The organism is Gordonia sihwensis (genome assembly GCF_029632925.1).
In the GTDB taxonomy this organism is placed as follows: Bacteria; Actinomycetota; Actinomycetes; order Mycobacteriales; family Mycobacteriaceae; genus Gordonia; species Gordonia sihwensis.
The window spans coordinates 699,787-719,764 of record NZ_CP121248.1; the positions used below are offsets into that span (position 1 = coordinate 699,787).

Sequence of the window (19,978 nt, forward strand, 5' to 3'; positions counted from 1 at the left end):
ACTGCGTCCGGACCTACTTCTCCACGGTGAACAGACCCGACAGCGCCGCCGACTCGGGTGGGGCCGCCGGGACCGTCGGATCGTCGTAGGAGACGTCGTCGTCGGGATCGAAGGGATTCGCCCGCGCAGCGAGCGCGTCGGGGCAGTCGAACCGACCTGCAGCCCTCGTCTCGGTCACGGTTGCGAGCCGCAGCGTGCACGTGGCGGATGTGAAGTACGTGCCGTCGAGCGAGACGCCGACGGTCGCGGTGATAGGCGCCCCGGGCTCCCGGGCCGATGCACCGGCCGGCCAGGGGAGGATCCCACCCGCGAGATCGACCGCCAGGAACTCCAGTTGCCCGCCCTCGCCGCGGTCTCCGGTGAAGGTGAACAGCAGCGTGTCCGGCGGCACCGCGGGGTCGGTGCGGCCGGACTTGGCGAAGGCGACGCAGCGCTGCGAGCCGGGACGCTTCACCGAGACCGTCATCGTGCCGCGCGAATAGTTCAGCCCGTAACCGCTCCGGACGATCCGGCCGGCCGCGGGTGTCGCCGAGCAGTCACCGTCGGCGAGCGTCTTGGTCGACCCGTTGTGCGGAGGCGGTGGGACCGATTCGTCGACGGTCGTCGCGTCGGTGCCGCAGGCGGTCAGGCCCAGGAGCATCAGGGGCACCGCGGCGCGGCGCAGCGGGACCATCAGTCGGCCGCGGCGACCAGCGGCTCCAGCAGCAGATCGGGGTGTTCCTTCTCGATGTACTGCAGGCGCCACTTGTCGGAGAACAGGGCGAGGATCGCGCCGTCGCTGCGGGTGAAGACCTCGACGCCGCGCTGACGGTTGAGCTCGGGTGCGCTCTGTTCGTCGGTGCGGCGGGCGAGGCTGTATCCGAGCGGTTCGATGATGGTGTCGACGTTGAACTCCGCCTTCATTCGCGCGGTGACGACCTCGAACTGCATCGGGCCGACGGCGGCCAGGACCGGCGAGGCGTCGCCGCGGACGTCGTTGCGTAGCACCTGGACCACGCCTTCGGCGTCCATCTGGTCGACGGCCTTGCGGAACTGCTTGTACTTGTCGGCGGTGGTGACGCGCAGCGACGAGAAGTGTTCGGGAGCGAACGAGGGGATCGGCGGGTACTGGACCCGGGGGTCGATGTACAGCGTGTCGCCGGGAGCCAGCGCCATCGCGTTCACCAGACCGACCACGTCGCCCGGGAACGCGGTGTCGACGGTGGAGCGGTCGCGCCCGAACACCGCCTGCGCGTACTTCGTCGCGAACGGTTTGCCGGTCTGCGCGTGCGTGACGACCATGCCGCGCTCGAACTCGCCGGACACGATCCGCATGTAGGCGAGGCGGTCGCGGTGGCTGGTGTCCATGCCGGCCTGGACCTTGAAGACGACGGCGCTGAACGGGTCGGTCACGGCGCGCTCGACGCCATCGATCGACTCGCGCCCGCGCGGCGGCGGCGCGAATTCGACGAGGGCGTCGAGCAGCTGCCGCACGCCGAAGTTCAGCATGGCCGAGGTGAAGATCATCGGCGACGTCTGGCCCGCCAGGAACATTTCCTGGTCGTGGTCCTGGCCCAGCTCGGCGAGGAGTTCGCTCTCCTCCCGGGCGGCCACCCACGCGTCGCCCTCGCGCTCGGCCGCCTGGTCGGCGGTGAGGAGTTCCTCCGGCGCGATCTTCGCTCCGCCCGCGGTGCGCTCGAAGTGGATGTAGTCGCCGGTGCGGCGGTCGAGCAGACCGCGGTAGTCGCCGGCGATGCCGACCGGAACGTACAGCGGGGTCGGGATCAGGCCGATGCGCTCGCTGATCTCGTCGATCAGCTCCAGCGGGGTTCGGCCGGGGCGGTCCCACTTGTTCACGACGGTGATGACCGGGATTCCGCGGTGGCGGCAGACCTGGAACAGTTTCAGTGTCTGCGGCTCCAGTCCCTTCGCCGCGTCGATCAGCATGACGGCCGCGTCCACCGCCGTCAGCACCCGGTAGGTGTCCTCGGAGAAATCGGAGTGACCGGGTGTGTCGACGAGATTGATGACGTTCGGTGCATCGGCGGCGTCGGCGTCGCCCGGTGAATAGCTGAACTGGAGTGCGGTGGAGCTCACGGAGATTCCGCGTGCCTTCTCCATCTCCATCCAGTCCGAGACGGTGGATCGGCGGCCGCCCTTGCCGTGCACCGCGCCTGCCTCGCTGATCATCCGGGCGTGCAGCGCCAGGGCCTCGGTCATCGTCGACTTGCCCGCGTCGGGATGGGAGATGATGGCGAAGGTTCGACGGCGCTTCACCTCGCGTGCGATGACCTCAGAACTCACTCGATTACGCTATCTGTCTGCCGACGTCAGACGCAAAATCTCCGAGTGAGCGAAGGAATCCCCGTGCCGCTGCCCGATCCAGCCGTGCTGACCCTGTTGATCGGCGGCGCGGTGGTCGCGGGCTGGATCGACGCGGTGGTCGGCGGAGGCGGACTCGTGCTGATCCCGCTGCTGCTCATCGTCTTTCCGTCGATGGCGCCGGCGACGGCACTCGGCACCAACAAGCTCACCGCGATCTGGGGGACCGCGACCGCGGCGGTGCTGTACCTGCGGCGGGTGCCGGTCGACCGCGGGCTCGCCGCGGCGAGCGTGCCCGTCGCCGCCTCGTGTGCCGCGCTCGGCGCGCTGGCCGCCGGAGCCCTCAGTTCTGACGTGATGCGGCCGGTGGTCATCGTGCTGATGGTGGCGGTCGGTCTCTTCGTGGCGCGCCGCCCGGAGTTCGGGTCGGCGAGCGCCGCCGGTTCGAGACCGATCCGGCGCGGTCGCTACGCGGCGGCGCTGGTGGCCTTCGGCGTCATCGGCTTCTACGACGGAATCTTCGGTCCGGGGACCGGCATGTTCCTGATCATCACGTTGACGGCGCTTCTCGGCCAGAGTTTCCTCACCAGTGCCACGCTGGCGAAGGTGGCGAACACTGCCACCAACGGCGGCGCGCTCGTGGTCTTCGCGGTGCAGGGCGACGTGTGGTGGACGCTGGGCGCGATCCTGGCCGCGGCCAACATCGCCGGATCGGTGCTGGGATCGACGCTGGTGCTCGGCCGTGGCACGGGCGTGGTTCGGGTGGCGCTGCTCGTGGTGGTCGTGGTGATGGCCGGCAAGCTCACCTACGACCAGTTCTGGTAATCGAAGAAATTTCGGCTCCCGCAACGGTCTCACAGAGCGCTGCGGGAGCCGAAATTCTCGGAGCTCTCACTCGAACGGTATCGGCGGCATCGTGACGACCTGAGCGGCGTAGCTGAGCCCGGCGCCGTAACCGAGCAGGAGGGCCGTGTCGCCGGGTTTGGCCTGCCCGGTGGAGAGCAGGTCCTCCATGGCGAGCGGAATCGACGCCGCCGAGGTGTTGCCGGTCTTCTCGATGTCGTTCGCCACGACAGTCGACTCGGGGAACTTCAGACTGCGCGCAAGCAACTCGTTGATCCGCGAATTGGCCTGATGCGGAACGAAGACGTCGATGTCGGCGGCGTCGACCTTGGCGACGTCGAGTGCGCGCTGAGCGGCCTTGCCCATCTCGAACGCGGCCCAGCGGAACACGGCGGTGCCCTCGAGCCGCAGGTACGGCCGCTTCTCGATGTCGCCGGCGTCCATGTAGCTGACCCAGTCGATGTCCTGCCGGATCGCGTTGAACTGCGTTCCGTCGCTTCCCCACACCACCGGGCCGAGGCCCTGCTTCTCGGTGGGGCCGACCACCACGGCGCCCGCGCCGTCGCCGAAGATGAAGCAGTTGGTGCGGTCGGTCATGTCGAGAGTCACCGACAGTTGTTCGGCACCGACCACCAGTACGTGGGTGGCGCTGCCGCCGCGCACCATGTCGGAGGCCAGCGACAGCGCGTAGCCGAATCCGGCGCAGCCGACGGTGACGTCGAACGCGGGGACTCCGTTGGCACCGAGTTCGGTGGCGATCGCGACGGCGCCGGCGGGCGTCAGCAGCAGATGGGTGTTGGTGGCGAGGATGACCGCATCGATGTCCGCGCCCGAAAGGAGGGCGTTGGCAATCGCCTTGCGGCCGGCGTTGACGCCCATCTCCACCACGGTCTCGTCCCGGCGCGCGAACCGCCGGCTCTTGATGCCGGTGCGGGTGTAGATCCATTCGTCCGAGGAGTCGATGTGCTCGCAGATCTCGTCGTTGGTGACGACGCGCTCGGGGCGGTGGGCGCCGATCCCGAGCATGCCGATCATCTGTGTGCCGACGGCTTCAGGCAATTCGGCCATATCTGGGTCTCCGATCGCTAGGCATGTGTGCCGGAGCACACCTTTGTCTTCCACGCTCTCACGGCCGCGCAGTTACCTGGAAGTAACGCGAGGCGCCGAGTGGGTCGGAAAAATATTCATCAAGCGTTGACCAGAGTGGCTCGCAGTGGTCAGATGGTCCTATGCGCGCGATGATCCTCAAGGAGTTCCGCGAACTCAGGCGAGACCCCCGCACGATGGCCATGCTGATCGTCCTGCCGCTTCTGCTGCTGGTGATCTTCGGGTACGCGGCCAACTTCTACGTCTCCTCGGTCAAGACCGCGGTGGTCGGGCCGACGGCGACACAGGTGGCGCAGTCGCTGCCCGGGTACTTCGATGTCACCGATACCTACCCCGACCGCACGGCCGCAGACGCGAAGGACCTGCTGCGCGAGAACGAGGTCGATGTCGCGGTGGTGGCCCCCGCCGGTCCCGGGGAGCAGGCGACGGCGTTCGTCGACGGGTCGAACATGTTCGCCGCCCAGTCGAGCGTCGGGGTGCTCAACAAGTTCGGCGACCGGGTCCACGTCGAGGTCCTCTTCAACCCGGATCTGAAGACGTCGTGGGTGATGGTGCCCGCGATCATCGGTCTGATCCTCACGTTCATCGGCACCATCATCACCAGCATCGGTCTGGTGCGGGAGCGGGAGGCTGGCACACTGGAACAACTCGCGGTGATGCCGATCCGGCCGAGTCAGGTGATTCTCGGAAAGATCGTGCCGTACTTCCTGCTCGCGGCGGTCGACCTGATCATCGTGACCGTCCTCGGCATGCTGTTGTTCGACGTCCCGTTCAACGGGAACGTGCTGATATTCGCGCTGGGATCGGCGCTCTTCCTGTTCGTGGTCCTCGGGTTGGGAGTCTTCATCTCGACCGTCTCCCAGACCACCGGGCAGGCGATTCAGACCGCATTCATGCTGTTGATGCCGCAGATTCTGCTCTCCGGGATGATCTTTCCGCTGGAAGCGATGGCCGCGGGCGTGCGGTGGATCGGTTATCTGCTGCCGCTGACCTATTTCACGATGATCTCCCAGGGGGTGATGCTGCGCGATGCGCCGATCTCGTCGCTGTGGCTCCCGTTGGTGGTCCTGGCGGTGATGGCCGTCGTGGTGTTCACCGGGGCGACGCTCCGCTTCCGGCGTGATCTCGCTCCCAACGCGCCGAAGGTGCACAACGCGGCGAGCGAGGCGGGCGCCGAATGATCGCCGAGATCGACGGGGTGAGCGTGCGGTTCGGTGACCGGACGGCCCTCGACGATGTGTCCGTGCGGGCGCCGGCCGGGACGGTCGTCGCACTGGTCGGCGGCGACGGCGCGGGCAAGTCGACGCTGCTGCGCACCGTGGTCGGTGAACTCGCGCCGACGACGGGCACGGTGCGTGCGCCGCGGAAGAACCACATCGGATTCCTCGCCGCGGGCCCGGGCAGCTGGGCGGCGCTGACGGTGCGGCAGAACCTGGAGTTCGTCGGCGGGATCTACGGCCTGCGCGGAACCGAGCTCGACCGGCGGTGCGACGAACTGATCGGGCGTGCCGGCCTCGCGGACGCGGCGGACCGGACCGCCTCCGCGCTATCCGGCGGTATGCGCCGCAAACTGGGAGCGGCCATGGCGATGCTGCACCGGCCCGAGCTGCTGGTCATGGACGAGCCGAGCACCGGAGTCGATCCGGTCAGCCGCATCGATCTGTGGCGGATGATCTCCGAGGCGGCGGCGGAAGGCGCCGCGGTCCTGATGTCGACGACGTACCTGGACGAGGCCGAACGCGCCGGGCACCTGGTGGTCCTCGACTCCGGACGGGTTCTGACACAGGGCTCCTATGACGACGTGCGCTCCGGATTCACCGGAGTCGTCACTCGCTCGGCACAGCCTGCGCGACCGGAGTGGTCATGGCGCCGGGGACGCGAGCGTCACGAGTACTGGCCCGACGAACGGCCCGGCGGCGAGACCCGCCCGGTGGATCTCGAACCGGTGGACCCCGATCTGGAGGACATCGTCATCTCACTGTCGCTCGCCGACCGGATGCGACGGGAGGTGACGGCATGAGTGAACCGGTGCTGCGGGCGCGGTCGGTGACCCGGCGATTCGGCGACGTCACCGCTGTCGACGATGTGTCGATGAGCGTCGAAGCAGGCGAAGTGGTCGGGCTCATCGGGGCCAACGGAGCGGGGAAGACCACGCTCATCCGCATGCTTCTGGGCCTGTTGGCGGCGTCCGAGGGCTCCGTCGAGGTCCTCGGCGGCGCGCCGGATCGGGATCGTCGTGCACGATTGGGCTACGTTCCGCAGAACCTGGGGCTCTACACCGACCTCACGGTGGAGGAGAACCTGGAGTTCAGCGCCGACGCCTACCGCGCGCAGAACGCCGAACTGCCCGGCCGGTTCTCCGACGTGCGGCGCACCCTCGTGCGGGATCTGTCCCTGGGCGCCCAGCGGCAGGCGGCGTTCGCCATCGCCCTCGCTCACCGACCGGAAGTCCTCGTTCTCGACGAACCGACGTCCGGCGTCGACGCCCTCGCCCGCGCCCGGCTGTGGGACACCATCCGTCAGCAGGCGGAGGCCGGCGTCGGGGTGCTGGTCACGACGCACTACATGGAGGAAGCGCAGCAGTGCGACCGGCTGCTTCTGATGGTCGGCGGTCGGCTGGTCGGGTCGGGCAGCGAGGACGACATCATCGGCGACACCCGCGCGATCGCCGTTCGCACCGACGACTGGGCGGCGGCCTTCGCGGCGTTGAACGACGCCGACGTGCCGGTGATCCTGGCCGGCCGCGACATCCGAGTGCCCGACACCGATCCGGCGCAGATCGACGCGGTACTCGATGCCGCGGGAGTCTCCGCCGAGTGCGAACCCGTCCGAGCCACCATCGAGGAACGGATGCTGGTTCTCGCCCGGGAACGGCCGGCGCTGTGAACGCACGCACCAGGGGGCGGCCGCCGGGCGACGACGGAGCCGGCCGGACTCGCGGTGCGATCCTCGACGCTGCCCGGGAGCTTTTCGCCGCCAAGGGATTCGACCGCACGTCGATGCGCGAGGTCGCGCGGGCCGCCGGCGTCGACGCCGCGTTGATCCACCACTACTTCGGAACCAAATCGGGCCTGCTGGTGGCGGCGCTGACTCCGGAGCGCGATCCGGCCGACATCCTGGCCGGGGTCGCGGAGTCGACGGACGTCGGCGTCGCGCTCGTTCGCCGCGCCATCGGCTTCTGGGAGGAGAATCCGGAGCAGCGGCTGCGCGCGATCGCGATGCTGCGTGTGGCGGCGACGGACGACGAGGTCGCGGGCAGAGTGCGGGAGTTCTTCCTCGGCGCGGCCGGACGCGTCCTGCACGACGTGGCGCGAGGCGATCAGAGACAGCGGAGGATCTCGCTGGTCGCGGGCCAGATGCTGGGCCTGGTGATGGCCCGCTACGTCTTCGCGCTACCCGAGATCGCGAGTGCGACGCCGGACGAGCTCGCCCGCCAGGTGGGGCCGGTGATGGATCATTATCTGACGGGCGACCTCTAGACACCTCCATGTCAGCTGTACTCCCCGGACATCTAGCGCCGCCGGGTAGTGCGTCCGCTCCGGCACTGACCGGATTACCGTGACAGGTATGTCCGTCACGACCACTCGGCTCCTGGTGCTCGGCGCGGTCGGATTGTTCGAGCCGGTGAACGGCTATCAGATCCGGCGCGAGCTGATGTCGTGGCAGGTCGACGCCTGGGCGAGCATCAATCCCGGATCGATCTACCACGCTCTGCGATCTCTGGCGGGCCAGGGGCTGCTGATCGACCACACGATCGGCGACGGCGGTCGCGACGTGGTGGTGTACGAACTCGCCGAAGCAGGCAGGGTCGTGCTGGAAGACGCGATCGTCGCCGGGGTCTCGGAGGTGAACGTCTACGACCGCCACGCTTTCCAAGCCGCGTTCGGACTGCTCCCGATGCTCGGCGACCGGCGCGCGGAAGCGGCTCTGCGCGCCCGCCGGGACGCGGTGCGCCGGGCCATCGGCGACGTCATGCCACCGGAGGACGGGCGGGCCTACGCACCGCCGCACGCGTTGCGCTCTCTGGCACTGTGGAAGCAGTTCGCGGAGGTGGAACTGCACTGGCTCGACGGGGTGCTCGCCGACATGGCCTCCGGCGCGCTCAGCTTCGAGGACACCGGCCGGTGGGCGCCGCCCGCCGACGACCCCGGCTACCAGATCGTCGAGGATCGCGAACGTTATCGCGCGGCGCTGCACCGCGCGCCGAACTGACTACACGCCGAACCGACCGCCCGCCGACCGGACCGGCCATTGACACGCCGCCTGCCGTCGTCGCACTATTGACTAGTCAAATTTGACTACCGGAAGGAACCGGGATGATTCACGCACGCGGACTCGTCGCGACTTTCGTCACCGGCAAGGGCAAGTCCAAACGCGAGGTCCGTGCGGTCGACGGCGTCGACCTGGACATCGCCGAAGGGGAGGTGGTGGGCTTCCTCGGCCCCAACGGCGCGGGCAAGACGACGACCTTGCGAATGCTGACTACGCTCCTGCGTCCGACGGCGGGCACCGCGACGGTCAACGGGTACGACGTCACCACCGAGTCGGTTCAGGTGCGGCGCAGCATCGGCTATGTCTCCCAGATGGGTGCGACGTTCTCTCAGGCGCTGGCCGGAGACGAGGTGGCCGACCACGGCCAGTTGTACGGCATGAGCAGACGTGACGCCGTGCGACGAGGTAAGGAACTGTTCGCGCAACTGCAACTCGACGGACTGTGGGATCGCATGCCCAAGAACATGTCGGGCGGTCAGCGGCGCCGACTCGACATCGCGATGGGACTGATCCACGATCCGACGCTGGTCTTCCTCGACGAGCCGACGACGGGGCTGGACCCGCAGGCGCGCGCGAACCTGTGGGAACACATCTCCAAGCTGCGCACCGAGCGCGGTGCCACGGTGTTCCTGACCACGCATTACCTGGATGAGGCGGACGCGCTCTCGGACCGGATCATGATCATCGACAACGGCCGGATCGTCGCGGCCGACACACCGGAGAACCTCAAGTCACAGGTGTCCGGCGATCTGGTGCACCTGGAGTTCGGCGCCGGTGAACCCGTCGCACGCGCGGCGGCGCAACTGGAGTCGCTCGGTGCCACTGAGATCCGCGTCGACGGCGTCGGAGTCCGGGCCCGGCTCCGCGGGTCGGCGAAGGTGGTGCCGGGGCTGTTGCGCGAACTCGAGGCGAGCGGCAACACGATCGAGTCCATCGAGATCATGCGGCCGACCCTCGACGATGTCTTCCTGACCCTGACCGGCCGCAGTCTTCGCGATGCGGAGGCCGCTGCCGACACCGAGGAGGTGTCCGATGAGATTTCTGCGTGAGTCGTACATCGTCTTCCGCCGGCAGCTGCGGATGAATCTGCGCAATCCCGCGTGGGTTCTCATCGGCATCATGCAACCGGTGATGTATCTGGTCCTCTTCGGGCCGTTGCTGAAACCGCTGGTCGCGCAGTTCCCGGGAGTCGGCGACAACGCGTACACCTTCCTCGTTCCCGGTCTGCTGGTGCAGCTCGGAATGTTCGGTGCCATGTTCGCCGGGTTCGGGCTGATCGGCGAGTGGCGTGAGGGCGTCATCGAAGCCGAGCGCGTGACACCGGCCGGCCGGACCTCGCTGCTGTTCGGCCGGCTCCTGCGCGACCTCCTGCAGCTGCTCGTCCAGGCACTGATCCTCGTGGCTCTCGGCTACGCGATGGGAATGCGGGCCTCGGTGCCGGGCATCGTTCTCGGCATCGTCATCACGCTGTTGGTCGGCGGTGCCTGCGCCGCCGCGTCGAACGCCTTGGCGCTCACCACCAAGAGCGAGGACGTGATGGCGCCGGTCCTCAACATGCTGCTGATGCCGATCCTGCTGCTGTCGGGCATCCTCCTGCCGATGACTCTCGGGCCGGCGTGGCTCGAGCGCGTGTCGGACTTCATGCCCTTCCGCTGGATCGTGGACTCGGTGCGCAGTTCGTTCCTCGGCGACGTGATGTCGTCGCAGGTGGCGTGGGGTCTGCTGGCGGCGATCGTGCTCAGCGCCCTGGGCGGATGGTGGGGCACCAGCGTCTTCCGGAAGGAGAACGCCTGAGCGCGACCGGCGTCAGTCGACCCGTCAGGGCCGGCGTCAGTCGACGATGCCGGCCAGATGCGCGGCGAGGGGTCCCGGCTCGGCCTCGTCGAGCCCGTCGAAGGACGAGACGGTCGGTGCCGGCGGAAGTGTCGCCACGCAGCCGGCGTAGCTCAGACCCGCGCCGAAGCCGAGGATGAGGGCCAACTGGCCGCCCTGGGCCTTGCCGGTCGCCAGCATCTCCTCGATGGCCAGCGGGATCGAGGCCGCCGACGTGTTCGCGGTGTTCTCGATGTCGCCCGCCATCGGCAGGTCGTCGGGCAGGCCGAGATTCTTCCGCATCAGCTCGTTGATCCGGGCGTTGGCCTGGTGCGGGACGAAGACCTCGATGTCCGAGGGCCCCGCACCCGACTCGGTGAGCAGCTTGGTCAGCGCCTTGGGCAGGGTGATGGCGGCCCAGCGGAACACCCTGGGCCCCTCCATCTTGATGATCATCCGCCCGACGGGATCGGTCTGCGGATCCTTCTCCTGGTACTCGACCGATCGTGCCATGTAGTCGACGGTGTTGATGTTCTGTGCGATGGCCTCGGCGTTCTCGCCGTCGCTGCCGGACACCACCGGGGAGATTCCGTTCACCTCGCTCGGCCCCACGACCACCGCTCCGGCCCCGTCTCCGAAGATGAATCCGGTGCTGCGGTCGGTCGGGTCGAGACCGACGGACATGGTCTCGACGCCGATGACGACGGCATAGTGTGCGCTGCCCGCGCGGAGCGCGTCGGCGGCGACGCCGAGGGCGTAACCGAAGCCGCCGCAGCCTGCCGCCACATCGAAGGCGGGGATGCCGTTGAGGCCGATGTCGGAGGCGATGATCGGGGCTCCGTGCGGGACGTTCCACGGCCAGCTGCTGGTGGCGAGAATGATCAGATCGATCTTCTCGCGATCGACACCGGAGTTGACGATCGCGCGATCGGCGGCCGCCGCTGACATGCTCCGCATCGTCTCGTCGCCGCTGATCCAGCGACGGTTGCGGATGCCGCTGCGCTCGAAGATCCAGTCGTCGGACGAGTCGAGCACCCGGCACAGCTGGTCGTTGGTGATCAGTCGCTTGGGGCGGTATGCGCCGATGCCCAGCATCGCAACGTTCGGGTGGCCCGACGGGGTAGCCAATGTCGCCAAGATTCGTCCGTTCTCATTGCTCGATTCCGGCGACCGTGGTGCGCCGGACACTCGGGCGTAATTCTACTTCCGGGCCGAACCGGCGTCGGCAGAGGATGTCGGCTCGACGACCGCGGGGGCGGAGTCGGTGTTCCGGGCGCCCAGCGTCATCAGGCCTCCGACCACGGACAACACACATGCCATCGCGAAGACCAGCCAGAATCCGCCGACCGCGGCGACCAGTCCCGCTCCCAGCATGGGCCCGACCAACTGACCCAGGGCCGCGGAGACGTTGACGATGCCGAGGTCCCGGCCGTGATCCTCCACGTGCGGCAGCAGATCGGTGGCGAAGGCGAGGCCGACGGTCATGAACGCGCCGTAGCCGACACCCATGAGAGCCGCGCCGGCCATCGTGACCGCATACGTGGGATGCGCGAGGATCACCAGTCCCGAACAGGCCTGGACCATCGCCGCGACGACGGTGAGCGTCCGGCGGTGGCCCCGACGGTCGGAGATCATCCCGAAGATCACGGAGCTGCCGACCACGAAGATCGTGTACACGACGATCAGGATCAGCAGATTGTCCTCGGCCGCGTCCTTGTCCTGGTGCAGGCCGTAGAGGAGGAAGAACAGGAACAACGATGTTCCGAGTGCGTTGCCGACGTTGGCGATGAGTCGACCGCCGAGCATCCAGCAGAAGTCGCGGTCGCGCAGCGACGCCCAGCGTGGGCGGTCGGTGATGCCGATCGCGAGTTCGCTGCGCGGCGCCGGGCGGTCGGGCAGGCCCATCGACGCCCACGTGCCGACCACGACGACGAGTGCGGCCAGCACCAGATAACCGGGCAGGACATCGAGACCGAGGACCACCACCGTGCCCACGCCCAGGACGATGCCGAGGGCCTGTGAGGAACCGATGGCCGCCGAGGCCGCGCCGCGCTGGTCGGGCGCCAGCTGATCGGGGATCATCGCGGTGAACGCCGCCGATGCCACCGCGACCGCTACCGAGACCCCGACCCAGCAGATCGCCACCAGCCAGGGACGGTGGGCGAGCCCGGTCAGCGCGAGGAAGAGCGCGATGCCCCAACTGCCGCCGAGCGCCCAGACCCGGCGTCGGCCGCCCAGCCACGACGGGAACCGGGAGCCGTCGGTGCGGTCGGACGCGGCACCCGCGAGCGGACCGGCGACCACGCCCGCCAGGGCGCCGATGCCGAGGATGAGGCCGGACACCACCACGCTGTGGATCCAGCGGTCGCCGTCGTCGGAGGTCTGCGAGTCGAGCTGCAGTGGCAACAACAGTTGCAGGGGTGTCAGTTGCGCCATCCAGATCACCAGCCAGGCGAGCGTGAACAGCGTCATCCAGCGGCGCCCGATCGGGGCGGGGCGGTTCACGCGCGGTTCCCCTCGATGACGCGGCGGTACCAGTCGTAGGAGGCCTTGGGCGTGCGCTCGGCGGTGTCGAAGTCGACGTGAACCAGGCCGAAGCGCTGGGTGAAGCCGTCGGCCCACTCGAAGTTGTCGATCAGCGACCACACCGTGTACTCCTCGACGTCGGCGCCGGCGGCGATGGCCGCTCCCACCGCGCGGATATGACCGTCCAGATACGAGATCCGGTCAGCGTCGTCGACGCGTGCGGCACGGTCCGGCTCGGGGAACGAGGCGCCGTTCTCACTGACGATCAGGGGCGGGAGGTCGCGATAGCGCTCGGTGAAGTCGACGAGCAGCGCGGTGAGCGCTTCGGGGACGATCGGCCACTCGTCGCCGAATCCGGTGACCGGTGCCCCCGGGGCGGGGACGATGTCGAAGGGGATCGGATTGTCCTCGCCCGTCGGAGCGGTCACCGTCGTCGGGTTGTAGAAGTTGACCGCGTAGAAGTCGGGCGCCTGGCCGATCGTCTCCATGTCGCCCTCGCGCACCGGCATCTCATGGCCGAACGCGGACAGGTCCGGGTACGCGCCGGTGAGAATCGGATCGGCGAAGATGCGATTGTGGAGCAAGTCGTAGGCGTCCACGGCCGAACGATCGGCGGGGGACTCGGGATTCAGCGGCCGGACGTGCGTGTGGTTGTTGGCGACGCCGACGGCGTCGGCTCCGGCCGCCCGCAGCGCTCGGGTGGCCAGACCGTGAGCCAGCAGTTGGTGATGGGCGGTCGGGAGGGCGTCGAAGAGCAGGAACTCTCCGGGCGCGAGCGCGCCGACGGCGTAGCCCTGGAGGGTGGTCATCGCGGGTTCGTTGATCGTGTACCAGTTCTTCACCCGGTCGCCGAGCCGGTCGGCGACGAGTGCCGTGTAGTCCGCGAAGCGTGCGGCGGTGTCGCGTGAGCACCAGCCGCCGGCCTCGTGAATCGGCACCGGCAGATCCCAGTGATACAGCGTGGGAAAGGGCGTGACGCCCGCCGCGAGCAGATCGTCGACCAGTCGCGAGTAATAGTCCAGGCCCGCGGGGTTCGACGGCCCGGTGCCGTCTGGCTGCACCCGGGTCCAGGAAATGGAGAACCGGTAGCGGTCGAGCCCGAGGCCGGCGGCGAGCGCGACGTCCTCGGCCCACCGGTGATAGCTGTCGGGGCCTGGTTCGGCGGTGGAACCGTCGATCACCTTGCCGGGCGTCTGCACCCACAGATCCCACACCGACCGACCGCGGCCGCCTTCGTCGCGCGCACCCTCGATCTGGAACGCTGCCGTAGCCGCCGACCAGCGGATCGGGCGGGGCAGCCCGGGGATGTCGGTTCTGGTGTCGCCTGCGGGCGCCGTCATACCGATGACCTCCTTCATGTCGCGGGATTTGATCAATTGATCAAGAGTCGACTGAGGACATCATCGCCGACGGCGAGGGGATCGGGAAGGCGGTCGCGCAAATTTGTCCCGACGGCCGCAGGCTCGTCGGGCGGGTCGGGTGACGTCGGGCCGACTACCAGGCGTGAACGACGTTCTGAGCGGCTTCGAGTCCCTGCTTCACGAGCAGTTCGGCGGCGTCGACACCGTTGGCCACCAGCAGTTCCACCTCGGCCTTCGCCGAACCGGGAAACGGTTTGAGGACGTAATCGGCCGGATCCTGACGTCCGGGCGGGCGCCCGATGCCGAGACGGACGCGCAGGTAGTCGCGGGTACCGAGGGTCTGGCTGATCGAGCGCAGGCCGTTGTGCCCGCCTTCACCGCCGCCGAGTTTGAGACGCACGGCACCGAAGTCGATGTCGAGCTCGTCGTGGAGCACGATCAGGTCGCCGGGAGCGACCGAGTAGTACGACGCCAGCGGGCCGATCTGCCTGCCCGTGACGTTCATGTACGTCCGTGACTTCGCGACCAGTACCGGTTCGCCGCCGATGCGCACAGTGGCGGTCAGCGCGCCGGAGCGCTTGTGCACGGAGAATTTCTCGCCGTACGAGGAGACCAGGCCGTCGGCGACCATCGCGCCGACGTTGTGCCTGGTCTTCTCGTAAGCGGGACCGGGATTGCCCAGTCCGACAATGAGTTTCACTCAGAGCCGTCCAGCCGGGGAGATCACTCCGCGGCGTCCTCGGCGGCTTCCTCGTCGGCCTCTTCGCCCACGGTCTCCGCGGCGGTCTTGGCGGCCTCGATGGTGACCACGAGGGTCTCGGGGTCGGTGATCAGTTCGACGCCGGCCGGCAGCTTCAGGTCGGCGGCGGTGACGTTGGTGCCCGCGGGGAGGTTGTGGACGTCCACGACGATGTTCTCCGGGATGTGCAGGGCCTCGGCCTCCACCTCGACGGCGCTGGCGTCCTGAATGGTGAGCGTGCCGCTGGCGGCGACGCCCTCGATCAGGATGGCGACCTCGACGTTGACCTTCTCGCCGCGCTTGACGATGAGCAGGTCGACGTGCTCGATGTAGTTGCGGATCGGGTGGACGTCGACCTGCTTGGTCAGCGCGAGCTGCTTCTGGCCGGCGATGTCGAGCTCCACGACGGCGTTGACACCGTTGGCGCGCAGAATGGCGGCGAGCTCACGGTCGGGGAGCAGCAGGTGCTCCGGGTCGGTGCCGTGGCCGTACAGGACGGCGGGGACCTGGCCTGCGGCGCGGGCGCGGCGCGCGGCGCCCTTGCCCTTCTCTTCACGGACGGCGGCGGCGAGCTGCGGGGCGGTAGCCATGCGATTCTCCTCGGTTCGGGATTCTTCGTGGTGGCGCCTCAGCGTCGCCGCACACGGTCGAGGAGTGGACTGACGACGCAGTCCGCAGAGCTGGTGACCGTCGCGCCGATAACGGTGACTTCGCACCCTCGCCGAGACAACAGCGGCAAGAATACCATCGGGGCATGACCTCACAGAAACCGACGGATCTCGTCCACGCCTTCTTCGCCGACCTCGCCCAGGGTCGGGTCGAGGCGGCCCTGGAATGCGTGGACGACGAGATCGTGTACACCAACGTCTCGCTGCCGACCGTACGAGGCAAGCGACGGTTCGCGAAGGTGATGCGCGGGCTCAACGGCGATCGCATCGGATTCGACGCGCAGATCCGCGCGATCAGCGCCGACGACGACGGCGTGGTGCTGACCGAGCGGATCGATGAACTGCGGGTGGGGCCGTTGCGGATCCAGTTCTGGGTATGCGGCCGCAACGAGGTACGCGAAGGCCGGATCGCCGTGTGGCGTGACTACTTCGACTTCTGGAACTGCACCCGGGGATTCGTCCGCGCGCTCGCCGCGGTGGTCGTTCCGGGTTTGCATCGGCCGCTCGAGGATCCGGTGAGTGCGTACAGCGTGAATCGTTAGCGGGGCCGAATCGTGAGCGTGGCTGAATCCTTAGCGGGCTACGGCAGGATCTCGTCGAGTCGGTCCATCGGCCGGGCGAGCCGGGTGCCTTTCTCGGTGACGACGAAGGGCCGCTCCACCAGAACCGGATGGTCGACCATCGCATCGAGCAGTTCGTCGTCCGAGGCGTCGGCGAGCCCGAGTTCCTTGTACAGCTTCTCGCGTCTGCGGACCGCCTGAGCGGGCGTCAGCCCGGCGGCGTCGAACATGGCCGTGAGCTGTTCGCGCGTCCAACCGGTGTCGAGGTACTTGACGACCTCGGGCTCGACGCCCGCCTCGCGCAGCCGGGTGAGTGCGTTACGGGAGGTGGTGCAGCGGGGGTTGTGATAGATCGTGGCGTCCACGTGGTCCAGGTTACTGGGTGCCGGCTTGCTGCGATCAGCTCTGCTGGGGCCTGATCTGCTGGGGCCTGAGCCCGTCGGCCACCAGGGCGATCGAGCCGCGGGCGTGGTCGGAGGTCTCGCTGAGAAAGGCGATGCCGGTCAGTACGCGCAGGATGTCGACCGGATCCACGTCCTCGCGGATGGTGCCCGTTCGCCGTCCTTCGCTGAGGAACCGGACGAGTGCCGCGATCAGATTGTTGCGTGTCTCGGTCCGGAAGTCGGTATCCGAGGCCAACAGCGGGCGGATCGCGTCGGGGACGGCGCGATGGGTGATCAGCATGTCGACGAACCTGGTCATCCAGCCCTGCAATGCGGCGTGGGGCGTCGGCTCGTCGGTGAGGAAGTCCTCGGTGGTGTCGCAGAGGGTGGTGATCCGGTGCCGATAGACGGCCTCGATCAGGTGCGCGCGTGTGGGGAAGCGGCGGTAGAGCGTGCCGATCCCGACGTCGGCTTCCGCCGCGATGAGGGTGAGCGGGGCGTCTGCGCCCTCACGATCGATCACCGTCGTCGCCGCTGCGACAAGACGGTTGTAGTTCGCCTGCGCGTCTGAACGCAGGCGGGTCCCGGGCTCGGGTGCGGCAGGCACGTCGGTGTCCCCCGTTCCTCGTTCTCGTCGTCGCCGGTGTTGCAGATACGACAGTAGCCGCTCTCGCATTGCTATCCGGAGGACCCTCCGGATAGTGTGTGGACACACTCCTCGCGAGCGGGCACCGACCCGCTCGCATTCGTATCGGATGAGGTCGTTCTTAGATGGTTGAACAGAAGACGGGCCCGGAGGCCCTGGAGAAAGCGCCGGCCACCGGCGCCGTCGTAGCGGTCCTGGCGTTGGCCGGCATCGTCGTCTCCTTGATGCAGACGCTGGTGATCCCGATCATTCCGCACCTGCCGGAGTACTTGAACGCGCCGGCGTCCAATACCGCGTGGGTGATCACCGCGACACTGCTGGCAGCGGCGGTCGCGACGCCGGTGATGGGACGGCTGGGTGACATGTTCGGCAAGCGGCGCATGCTGCTGGTGAGCATGGGCATCATGATCGTCGGTTCGGTGATCGGTGCGCTGAGCACGTCGGTGGTGCCGATGATCGTGGGACGAGCTCTGCAGGGTCTCGCGGCGGGTGTGATTCCGCTCGGCATCAGCGTGATGCGCGACGTGCTGCCGAAGGAGAAGTTGGCCGGCGCGGTCGCGACCATGAGTGCATCGCTGGGCGTCGGCGGCGCCTTCGGGCTTCCGCTGGCGGCACTGATCGCCGAGTACGCCGATTGGCACTGGCTCTTCTGGGTGTCGGCGATCATGGGTGTCGTAGGCGCGATCGCTGTCGTGATCGTGGTTCCGGAGTCGCCGGAGAAGTCGGGCGGCGGCTTCGACTACGTCGGCGCCGTGACGCTGTCGGGCGGTCTGCTCGCGCTGTTGCTCGCAGTCTCGAAGGGCGCCGATTGGGGCTGGTCGAGCGGCACCACCCTCGGCTGCTTCGCCGCAGCGATCGTGCTCTTCATCCTGTGGGTGAGCTGGGAACTGCGCAGCTCGCAGCCGATCGTCGATGTCCGCGTCGCCGTCCGCCCGCAGGTGCTGTTCACCAACATCGCCTCGATCGTCTTCGGTTTCGCGATGTTCGCGGCGAGCATGGTCTTCCCGCAGGTGGTCCAGATGCCGGAGGCCACCGGCTACGGTCTCGGCGGGTCGATGATGGTGGCGGGCTTGGTGATGGCGCCGTTCGGCATCATGCTCCTGCTCGCGGCACCGCTCTCGTCGTGGCTGACCAACACCTTCGGACCGAGGATCACCCTGATGGTGGGCGCCATCGTGGTGGCGTTGGGCTACCTGCTCGGCGTCTTCGCCCTGCACTCGATCTGGCAGCTCATCGTCATCGGCATCATCATCGGATTCGGAACCGGACTCGCCTACGGTGCGATGCCCGCGCTCATCATGGGAGCGGTTCCGCCGTCGCAGACCGGTGCGGCGAACAGCTTCAACACGCTCATGCGTTCGCTCGGCACGTCGTTCGCCAGTGCGCTGGCGGGTGTGATCGTCGCGCAGATGACCATGACGCTCGGTGGCGTGGCAGTGCCGTCGGAGAGCGCGTTCCGCTGGATCATGGCGCTGGCCGCCGGCGCCGCCGTGGCCGCGCTGGTGCTGGCGTTCTTCATCCCCGGACGGTCCGACGCTCCGGGTGGCGCGGCGACCGGATCGGAGGAGACCGTCGACGTCGCGATCGAGGGAATCGAACAGACCGTCTGAACGGTCTGAACGGGCGGATCACGCCGCTTAGACGAACGCGAGACGCCATGGCCGGTTTCCCGGACCATGGCGTCTCGCGTCGTGTCTTTCGCGTCGTATGCGGTACTGGTCAGGCGTTCCCGTTGAACAGGCTGGTGACCGAGCCGTTCTTGAACACCTCGAGGATGGTCTGCGCGAGCAGCGGTGCGATCGACAGGACCGTCAGGTTGTCGAAACGCTTGTCCTCGGGGATCGGCAGCGTGTCGGTCGCGATGACCTCCTTGGCGCCGCAGGTGGCGAGGCGCTCGGCGGCGGGATGCGAGAACACGCCGTGCGTGGTGGCGATGATGACGTCGCCGGCGCCGGCCTCCTTGAGAACCGACACGGCGCCCGCGATGGTGCCGCCGGTATCGATCATGTCGTCGATCAGCACGCAGGTCTTGCCCGCGACCTCACCGACGACGCGGTTCGACTTGATCTGGTTGGGGACGTCGGGGTCGCGCGTCTTGTGGACGAACGCCATCGGAGCGCCGTCGAGCGAGTCGGCCCACTTCTCACCGACCTTCACACGGCCGGCGTCCGGAGACACCACGCAGATGTTGTCGGTGCCGTACTTGTTGCGCACGTACTCGGCCAGCTGACCCTGTGCGTGCATGTGGTCGACGGGGCCGTCGAAGAAGCCCTGGATCTGGTCGGTGTGCAGATCCACCGTCACGATGCGGTCGGCGCCCGCGGTCTTGAGCAGATCGGCGATCAGGCGCGCCGAGATCGGCTCGCGGCCGCGGTGCTTCTTGTCCTGGCGTGCGTACGGATAGAACGGGATGATCGCCGTGATGCGCTTGGCCGAGCCGCGCTTGAGCGCGTCGATCATGATGAGGGTCTCCATGACCCACTGGTTCATCGGGTACGGGCAGCTCTGGAGCACGAAGGCGTCGCTGCCGCGGACCGACTCCTCGAAGCGGACGAAGATCTCGCCGTTCGCGAAGTCGCGCGCCGTCTGCGGGGTGATGTGAACGCCCAGCTCGTCCGACACGGCCTGCGCCAGTTCGGGATGTGCCCGTCCGGCGAACAGCATGAGGTTCTTCTGATTGTCGGTCGTCCAAGTCATGGGTGACTCATTCTCTCCTAGGCGGTCGGCTTCTGTACTCGGAGTGTGAGCGCCGGGGCGGTT

At 68.1% G+C, this 19,978-nt stretch carries 21 protein-coding genes; 10 read left to right on the top strand and 11 right to left on the bottom strand.

The genetic code is table 11. From position 1 onward, the window contains the following. Positions 1-13: 13 nt before the first annotated feature. Both P5P27_RS03510 and P5P27_RS03515 read right to left on the bottom strand, forming a co-directional pair. On the bottom strand, positions 14-673 hold the full coding sequence (locus tag P5P27_RS03510) for a hypothetical protein (RefSeq protein ID WP_006897683.1): 660 nt from the start codon (positions 671-673) through the stop codon (positions 14-16). Then, a complete protein-coding gene (locus P5P27_RS03515) occupies positions 673-2,283 on the bottom strand; it encodes a peptide chain release factor 3 (RefSeq protein WP_278126397.1) in 1,611 nt (536 codons plus the stop codon). Before P5P27_RS03515 ends, P5P27_RS03510 begins: the two co-directional genes overlap by 1 nt. A gap of 45 nt (positions 2,284-2,328) precedes the next feature. Here P5P27_RS03515 and P5P27_RS03520 point away from each other — a divergent pair, with 45 nt between their 5' ends. Further along, positions 2,329-3,126: a TSUP family transporter gene (locus tag P5P27_RS03520; RefSeq protein ID WP_233500100.1), complete on the top strand. Its 798-nt coding sequence runs from the start codon at positions 2,329-2,331 to the stop codon at positions 3,124-3,126. A gap of 66 nt (positions 3,127-3,192) precedes the next feature. On the opposite strand, the gene P5P27_RS03525 is transcribed toward P5P27_RS03520, so the two are convergent. Continuing rightward, the gene (locus P5P27_RS03525; RefSeq protein ID WP_045538489.1) at positions 3,193-4,212 is read right to left on the bottom strand and encodes a beta-ketoacyl-ACP synthase III; all 1,020 of its coding nucleotides are present in this window, start codon (positions 4,210-4,212) and stop codon (positions 3,193-3,195) included. A 161-nt stretch (positions 4,213-4,373) separates the two neighbouring features. Between P5P27_RS03525 and P5P27_RS03530 the strand changes: the two genes are divergently transcribed. The 7 genes from P5P27_RS03530 (at position 4,374) to P5P27_RS03560 (ending at position 10,317) form a co-directional block, all read left to right on the top strand. Continuing rightward, complete coding sequence (locus tag P5P27_RS03530; RefSeq protein WP_278126399.1) at positions 4,374-5,432, top strand: ABC transporter permease; 1,059 nt, start codon at positions 4,374-4,376, stop codon at positions 5,430-5,432. After that, positions 5,429-6,271 (top strand): ABC transporter ATP-binding protein, encoded by an 843-nt coding sequence (locus P5P27_RS03535; RefSeq protein ID WP_062368015.1) that lies wholly within the window; start codon positions 5,429-5,431, stop codon positions 6,269-6,271. The genes P5P27_RS03530 and P5P27_RS03535 overlap by 4 nt, the downstream gene beginning before the upstream one ends. Then, the gene (locus P5P27_RS03540; RefSeq protein ID WP_278126402.1) at positions 6,268-7,137 is read left to right on the top strand and encodes an ABC transporter ATP-binding protein; all 870 of its coding nucleotides are present in this window, start codon (positions 6,268-6,270) and stop codon (positions 7,135-7,137) included. Before P5P27_RS03535 ends, P5P27_RS03540 begins: the two co-directional genes overlap by 4 nt. After that, entirely contained in the window at positions 7,134-7,730 is a 597-nt protein-coding gene (locus tag P5P27_RS03545; RefSeq protein WP_278126404.1) for a TetR/AcrR family transcriptional regulator, read from the top strand. The genes P5P27_RS03540 and P5P27_RS03545 overlap by 4 nt, the downstream gene beginning before the upstream one ends. An 88-nt stretch (positions 7,731-7,818) precedes the next feature. Further along, a complete protein-coding gene (locus P5P27_RS03550) occupies positions 7,819-8,463 on the top strand; it encodes a PadR family transcriptional regulator (RefSeq protein WP_045538496.1) in 645 nt (214 codons plus the stop codon). A 104-nt stretch (positions 8,464-8,567) separates the two neighbouring features. Next, positions 8,568-9,572 (top strand): ATP-binding cassette domain-containing protein, encoded by a 1,005-nt coding sequence (locus P5P27_RS03555; RefSeq protein WP_062368018.1) that lies wholly within the window; start codon positions 8,568-8,570, stop codon positions 9,570-9,572. Then, complete coding sequence (locus tag P5P27_RS03560) at positions 9,556-10,317, top strand: ABC transporter permease (protein ID WP_062368019.1); 762 nt, start codon at positions 9,556-9,558, stop codon at positions 10,315-10,317. Before P5P27_RS03555 ends, P5P27_RS03560 begins: the two co-directional genes overlap by 17 nt. Before the next feature lie 36 nt (positions 10,318-10,353). Here P5P27_RS03560 and P5P27_RS03565 read toward each other — a convergent pair whose 3' ends face one another. From P5P27_RS03565 to P5P27_RS03585, 5 genes are all read right to left on the bottom strand, one after another. Next, positions 10,354-11,472 (bottom strand): beta-ketoacyl-ACP synthase 3, encoded by a 1,119-nt coding sequence (locus P5P27_RS03565; RefSeq protein ID WP_045538511.1) that lies wholly within the window; start codon positions 11,470-11,472, stop codon positions 10,354-10,356. A gap of 63 nt (positions 11,473-11,535) precedes the next feature. Continuing rightward, positions 11,536-12,840 carry an MFS transporter gene (locus P5P27_RS03570; RefSeq protein WP_062368020.1) on the bottom strand — a complete coding sequence of 435 codons (1,305 nt, stop codon included), beginning with the start codon at positions 12,838-12,840 and terminating at the stop codon, positions 11,536-11,538. Then, positions 12,837-14,201: a GH1 family beta-glucosidase gene (locus P5P27_RS03575; protein WP_278126410.1), complete on the bottom strand. Its 1,365-nt coding sequence runs from the start codon at positions 14,199-14,201 to the stop codon at positions 12,837-12,839. The genes P5P27_RS03570 and P5P27_RS03575 overlap by 4 nt, the downstream gene beginning before the upstream one ends. Before the next feature lie 154 nt (positions 14,202-14,355). Continuing rightward, positions 14,356-14,922: an aminoacyl-tRNA hydrolase gene (gene pth, locus P5P27_RS03580; protein WP_045538499.1), complete on the bottom strand. Its 567-nt coding sequence runs from the start codon at positions 14,920-14,922 to the stop codon at positions 14,356-14,358. 23 nt (positions 14,923-14,945) lie between these two features. Next, on the bottom strand, positions 14,946-15,551 hold the full coding sequence (locus P5P27_RS03585; protein ID WP_006897698.1) for a 50S ribosomal protein L25/general stress protein Ctc: 606 nt from the start codon (positions 15,549-15,551) through the stop codon (positions 14,946-14,948). 164 nt (positions 15,552-15,715) lie between these two features. On the opposite strand from P5P27_RS03585, the gene P5P27_RS03590 reads away from it, so the two are divergent. Beyond that, positions 15,716-16,171: a limonene-1,2-epoxide hydrolase family protein gene (locus P5P27_RS03590; protein WP_006897699.1), complete on the top strand. Its 456-nt coding sequence runs from the start codon at positions 15,716-15,718 to the stop codon at positions 16,169-16,171. Positions 16,172-16,209: 38 nt separating this feature from the next. Here the strand turns inward: P5P27_RS03590 and arsC are convergent, their stop codons facing one another. Further along, entirely contained in the window at positions 16,210-16,554 is a 345-nt protein-coding gene (gene arsC, locus P5P27_RS03595) for an arsenate reductase (glutaredoxin) (protein ID WP_006897700.1), read from the bottom strand. 34 nt (positions 16,555-16,588) lie between these two features. Further along, positions 16,589-17,179 carry a TetR/AcrR family transcriptional regulator gene (locus P5P27_RS03600; protein ID WP_045538502.1) on the bottom strand — a complete coding sequence of 197 codons (591 nt, stop codon included), beginning with the start codon at positions 17,177-17,179 and terminating at the stop codon, positions 16,589-16,591. A gap of 164 nt (positions 17,180-17,343) precedes the next feature. Here P5P27_RS03600 and P5P27_RS03605 point away from each other — a divergent pair, with 164 nt between their 5' ends. Next, entirely contained in the window at positions 17,344-18,828 is a 1,485-nt protein-coding gene (locus P5P27_RS03605) for an MFS transporter (RefSeq protein ID WP_006897702.1), read from the top strand. Between the two features lie 109 nt (positions 18,829-18,937). On the opposite strand, the gene P5P27_RS03610 is transcribed toward P5P27_RS03605, so the two are convergent. Next, positions 18,938-19,915, bottom strand: a complete 978-nt coding sequence (locus tag P5P27_RS03610; protein ID WP_006897703.1) for a ribose-phosphate diphosphokinase — start codon at positions 19,913-19,915, stop codon at positions 18,938-18,940. Positions 19,916-19,978: the final 63 nt, after the last annotated feature.

Coding starts and splice junctions, on each gene's coding strand:
- P5P27_RS03560 (WP_062368019.1), top strand. CDS start 9,556: ATGAGATTTCTGCGTGAGTCGTACATCGTCTTCCGCCGGCAGCTGCGG.
- P5P27_RS03550 (WP_045538496.1), top strand. CDS start 7,819: ATGTCCGTCACGACCACTCGGCTCCTGGTGCTCGGCGCGGTCGGATTG.
- P5P27_RS03535 (WP_062368015.1), top strand. CDS start 5,429: ATGATCGCCGAGATCGACGGGGTGAGCGTGCGGTTCGGTGACCGGACG.
- P5P27_RS03555 (WP_062368018.1), top strand. CDS start 8,568: ATGATTCACGCACGCGGACTCGTCGCGACTTTCGTCACCGGCAAGGGC.
- P5P27_RS03525 (WP_045538489.1), bottom strand. CDS start 4,212: ATGGCCGAATTGCCTGAAGCCGTCGGCACACAGATGATCGGCATGCTC.
- P5P27_RS03540 (WP_278126402.1), top strand. CDS start 6,268: ATGAGTGAACCGGTGCTGCGGGCGCGGTCGGTGACCCGGCGATTCGGC.
- P5P27_RS03610 (WP_006897703.1), bottom strand. CDS start 19,915: ATGACTTGGACGACCGACAATCAGAAGAACCTCATGCTGTTCGCCGGA.
- P5P27_RS03590 (WP_006897699.1), top strand. CDS start 15,716: ATGACCTCACAGAAACCGACGGATCTCGTCCACGCCTTCTTCGCCGAC.
- P5P27_RS03585 (WP_006897698.1), bottom strand. CDS start 15,551: ATGGCTACCGCCCCGCAGCTCGCCGCCGCCGTCCGTGAAGAGAAGGGC.
- P5P27_RS03510 (WP_006897683.1), bottom strand. CDS start 673: ATGGTCCCGCTGCGCCGCGCCGCGGTGCCCCTGATGCTCCTGGGCCTG.
- P5P27_RS03605 (WP_006897702.1), top strand. CDS start 17,344: ATGGTTGAACAGAAGACGGGCCCGGAGGCCCTGGAGAAAGCGCCGGCC.
- P5P27_RS03575 (WP_278126410.1), bottom strand. CDS start 14,201: ATGACGGCGCCCGCAGGCGACACCAGAACCGACATCCCCGGGCTGCCC.
- P5P27_RS03530 (WP_278126399.1), top strand. CDS start 4,374: ATGCGCGCGATGATCCTCAAGGAGTTCCGCGAACTCAGGCGAGACCCC.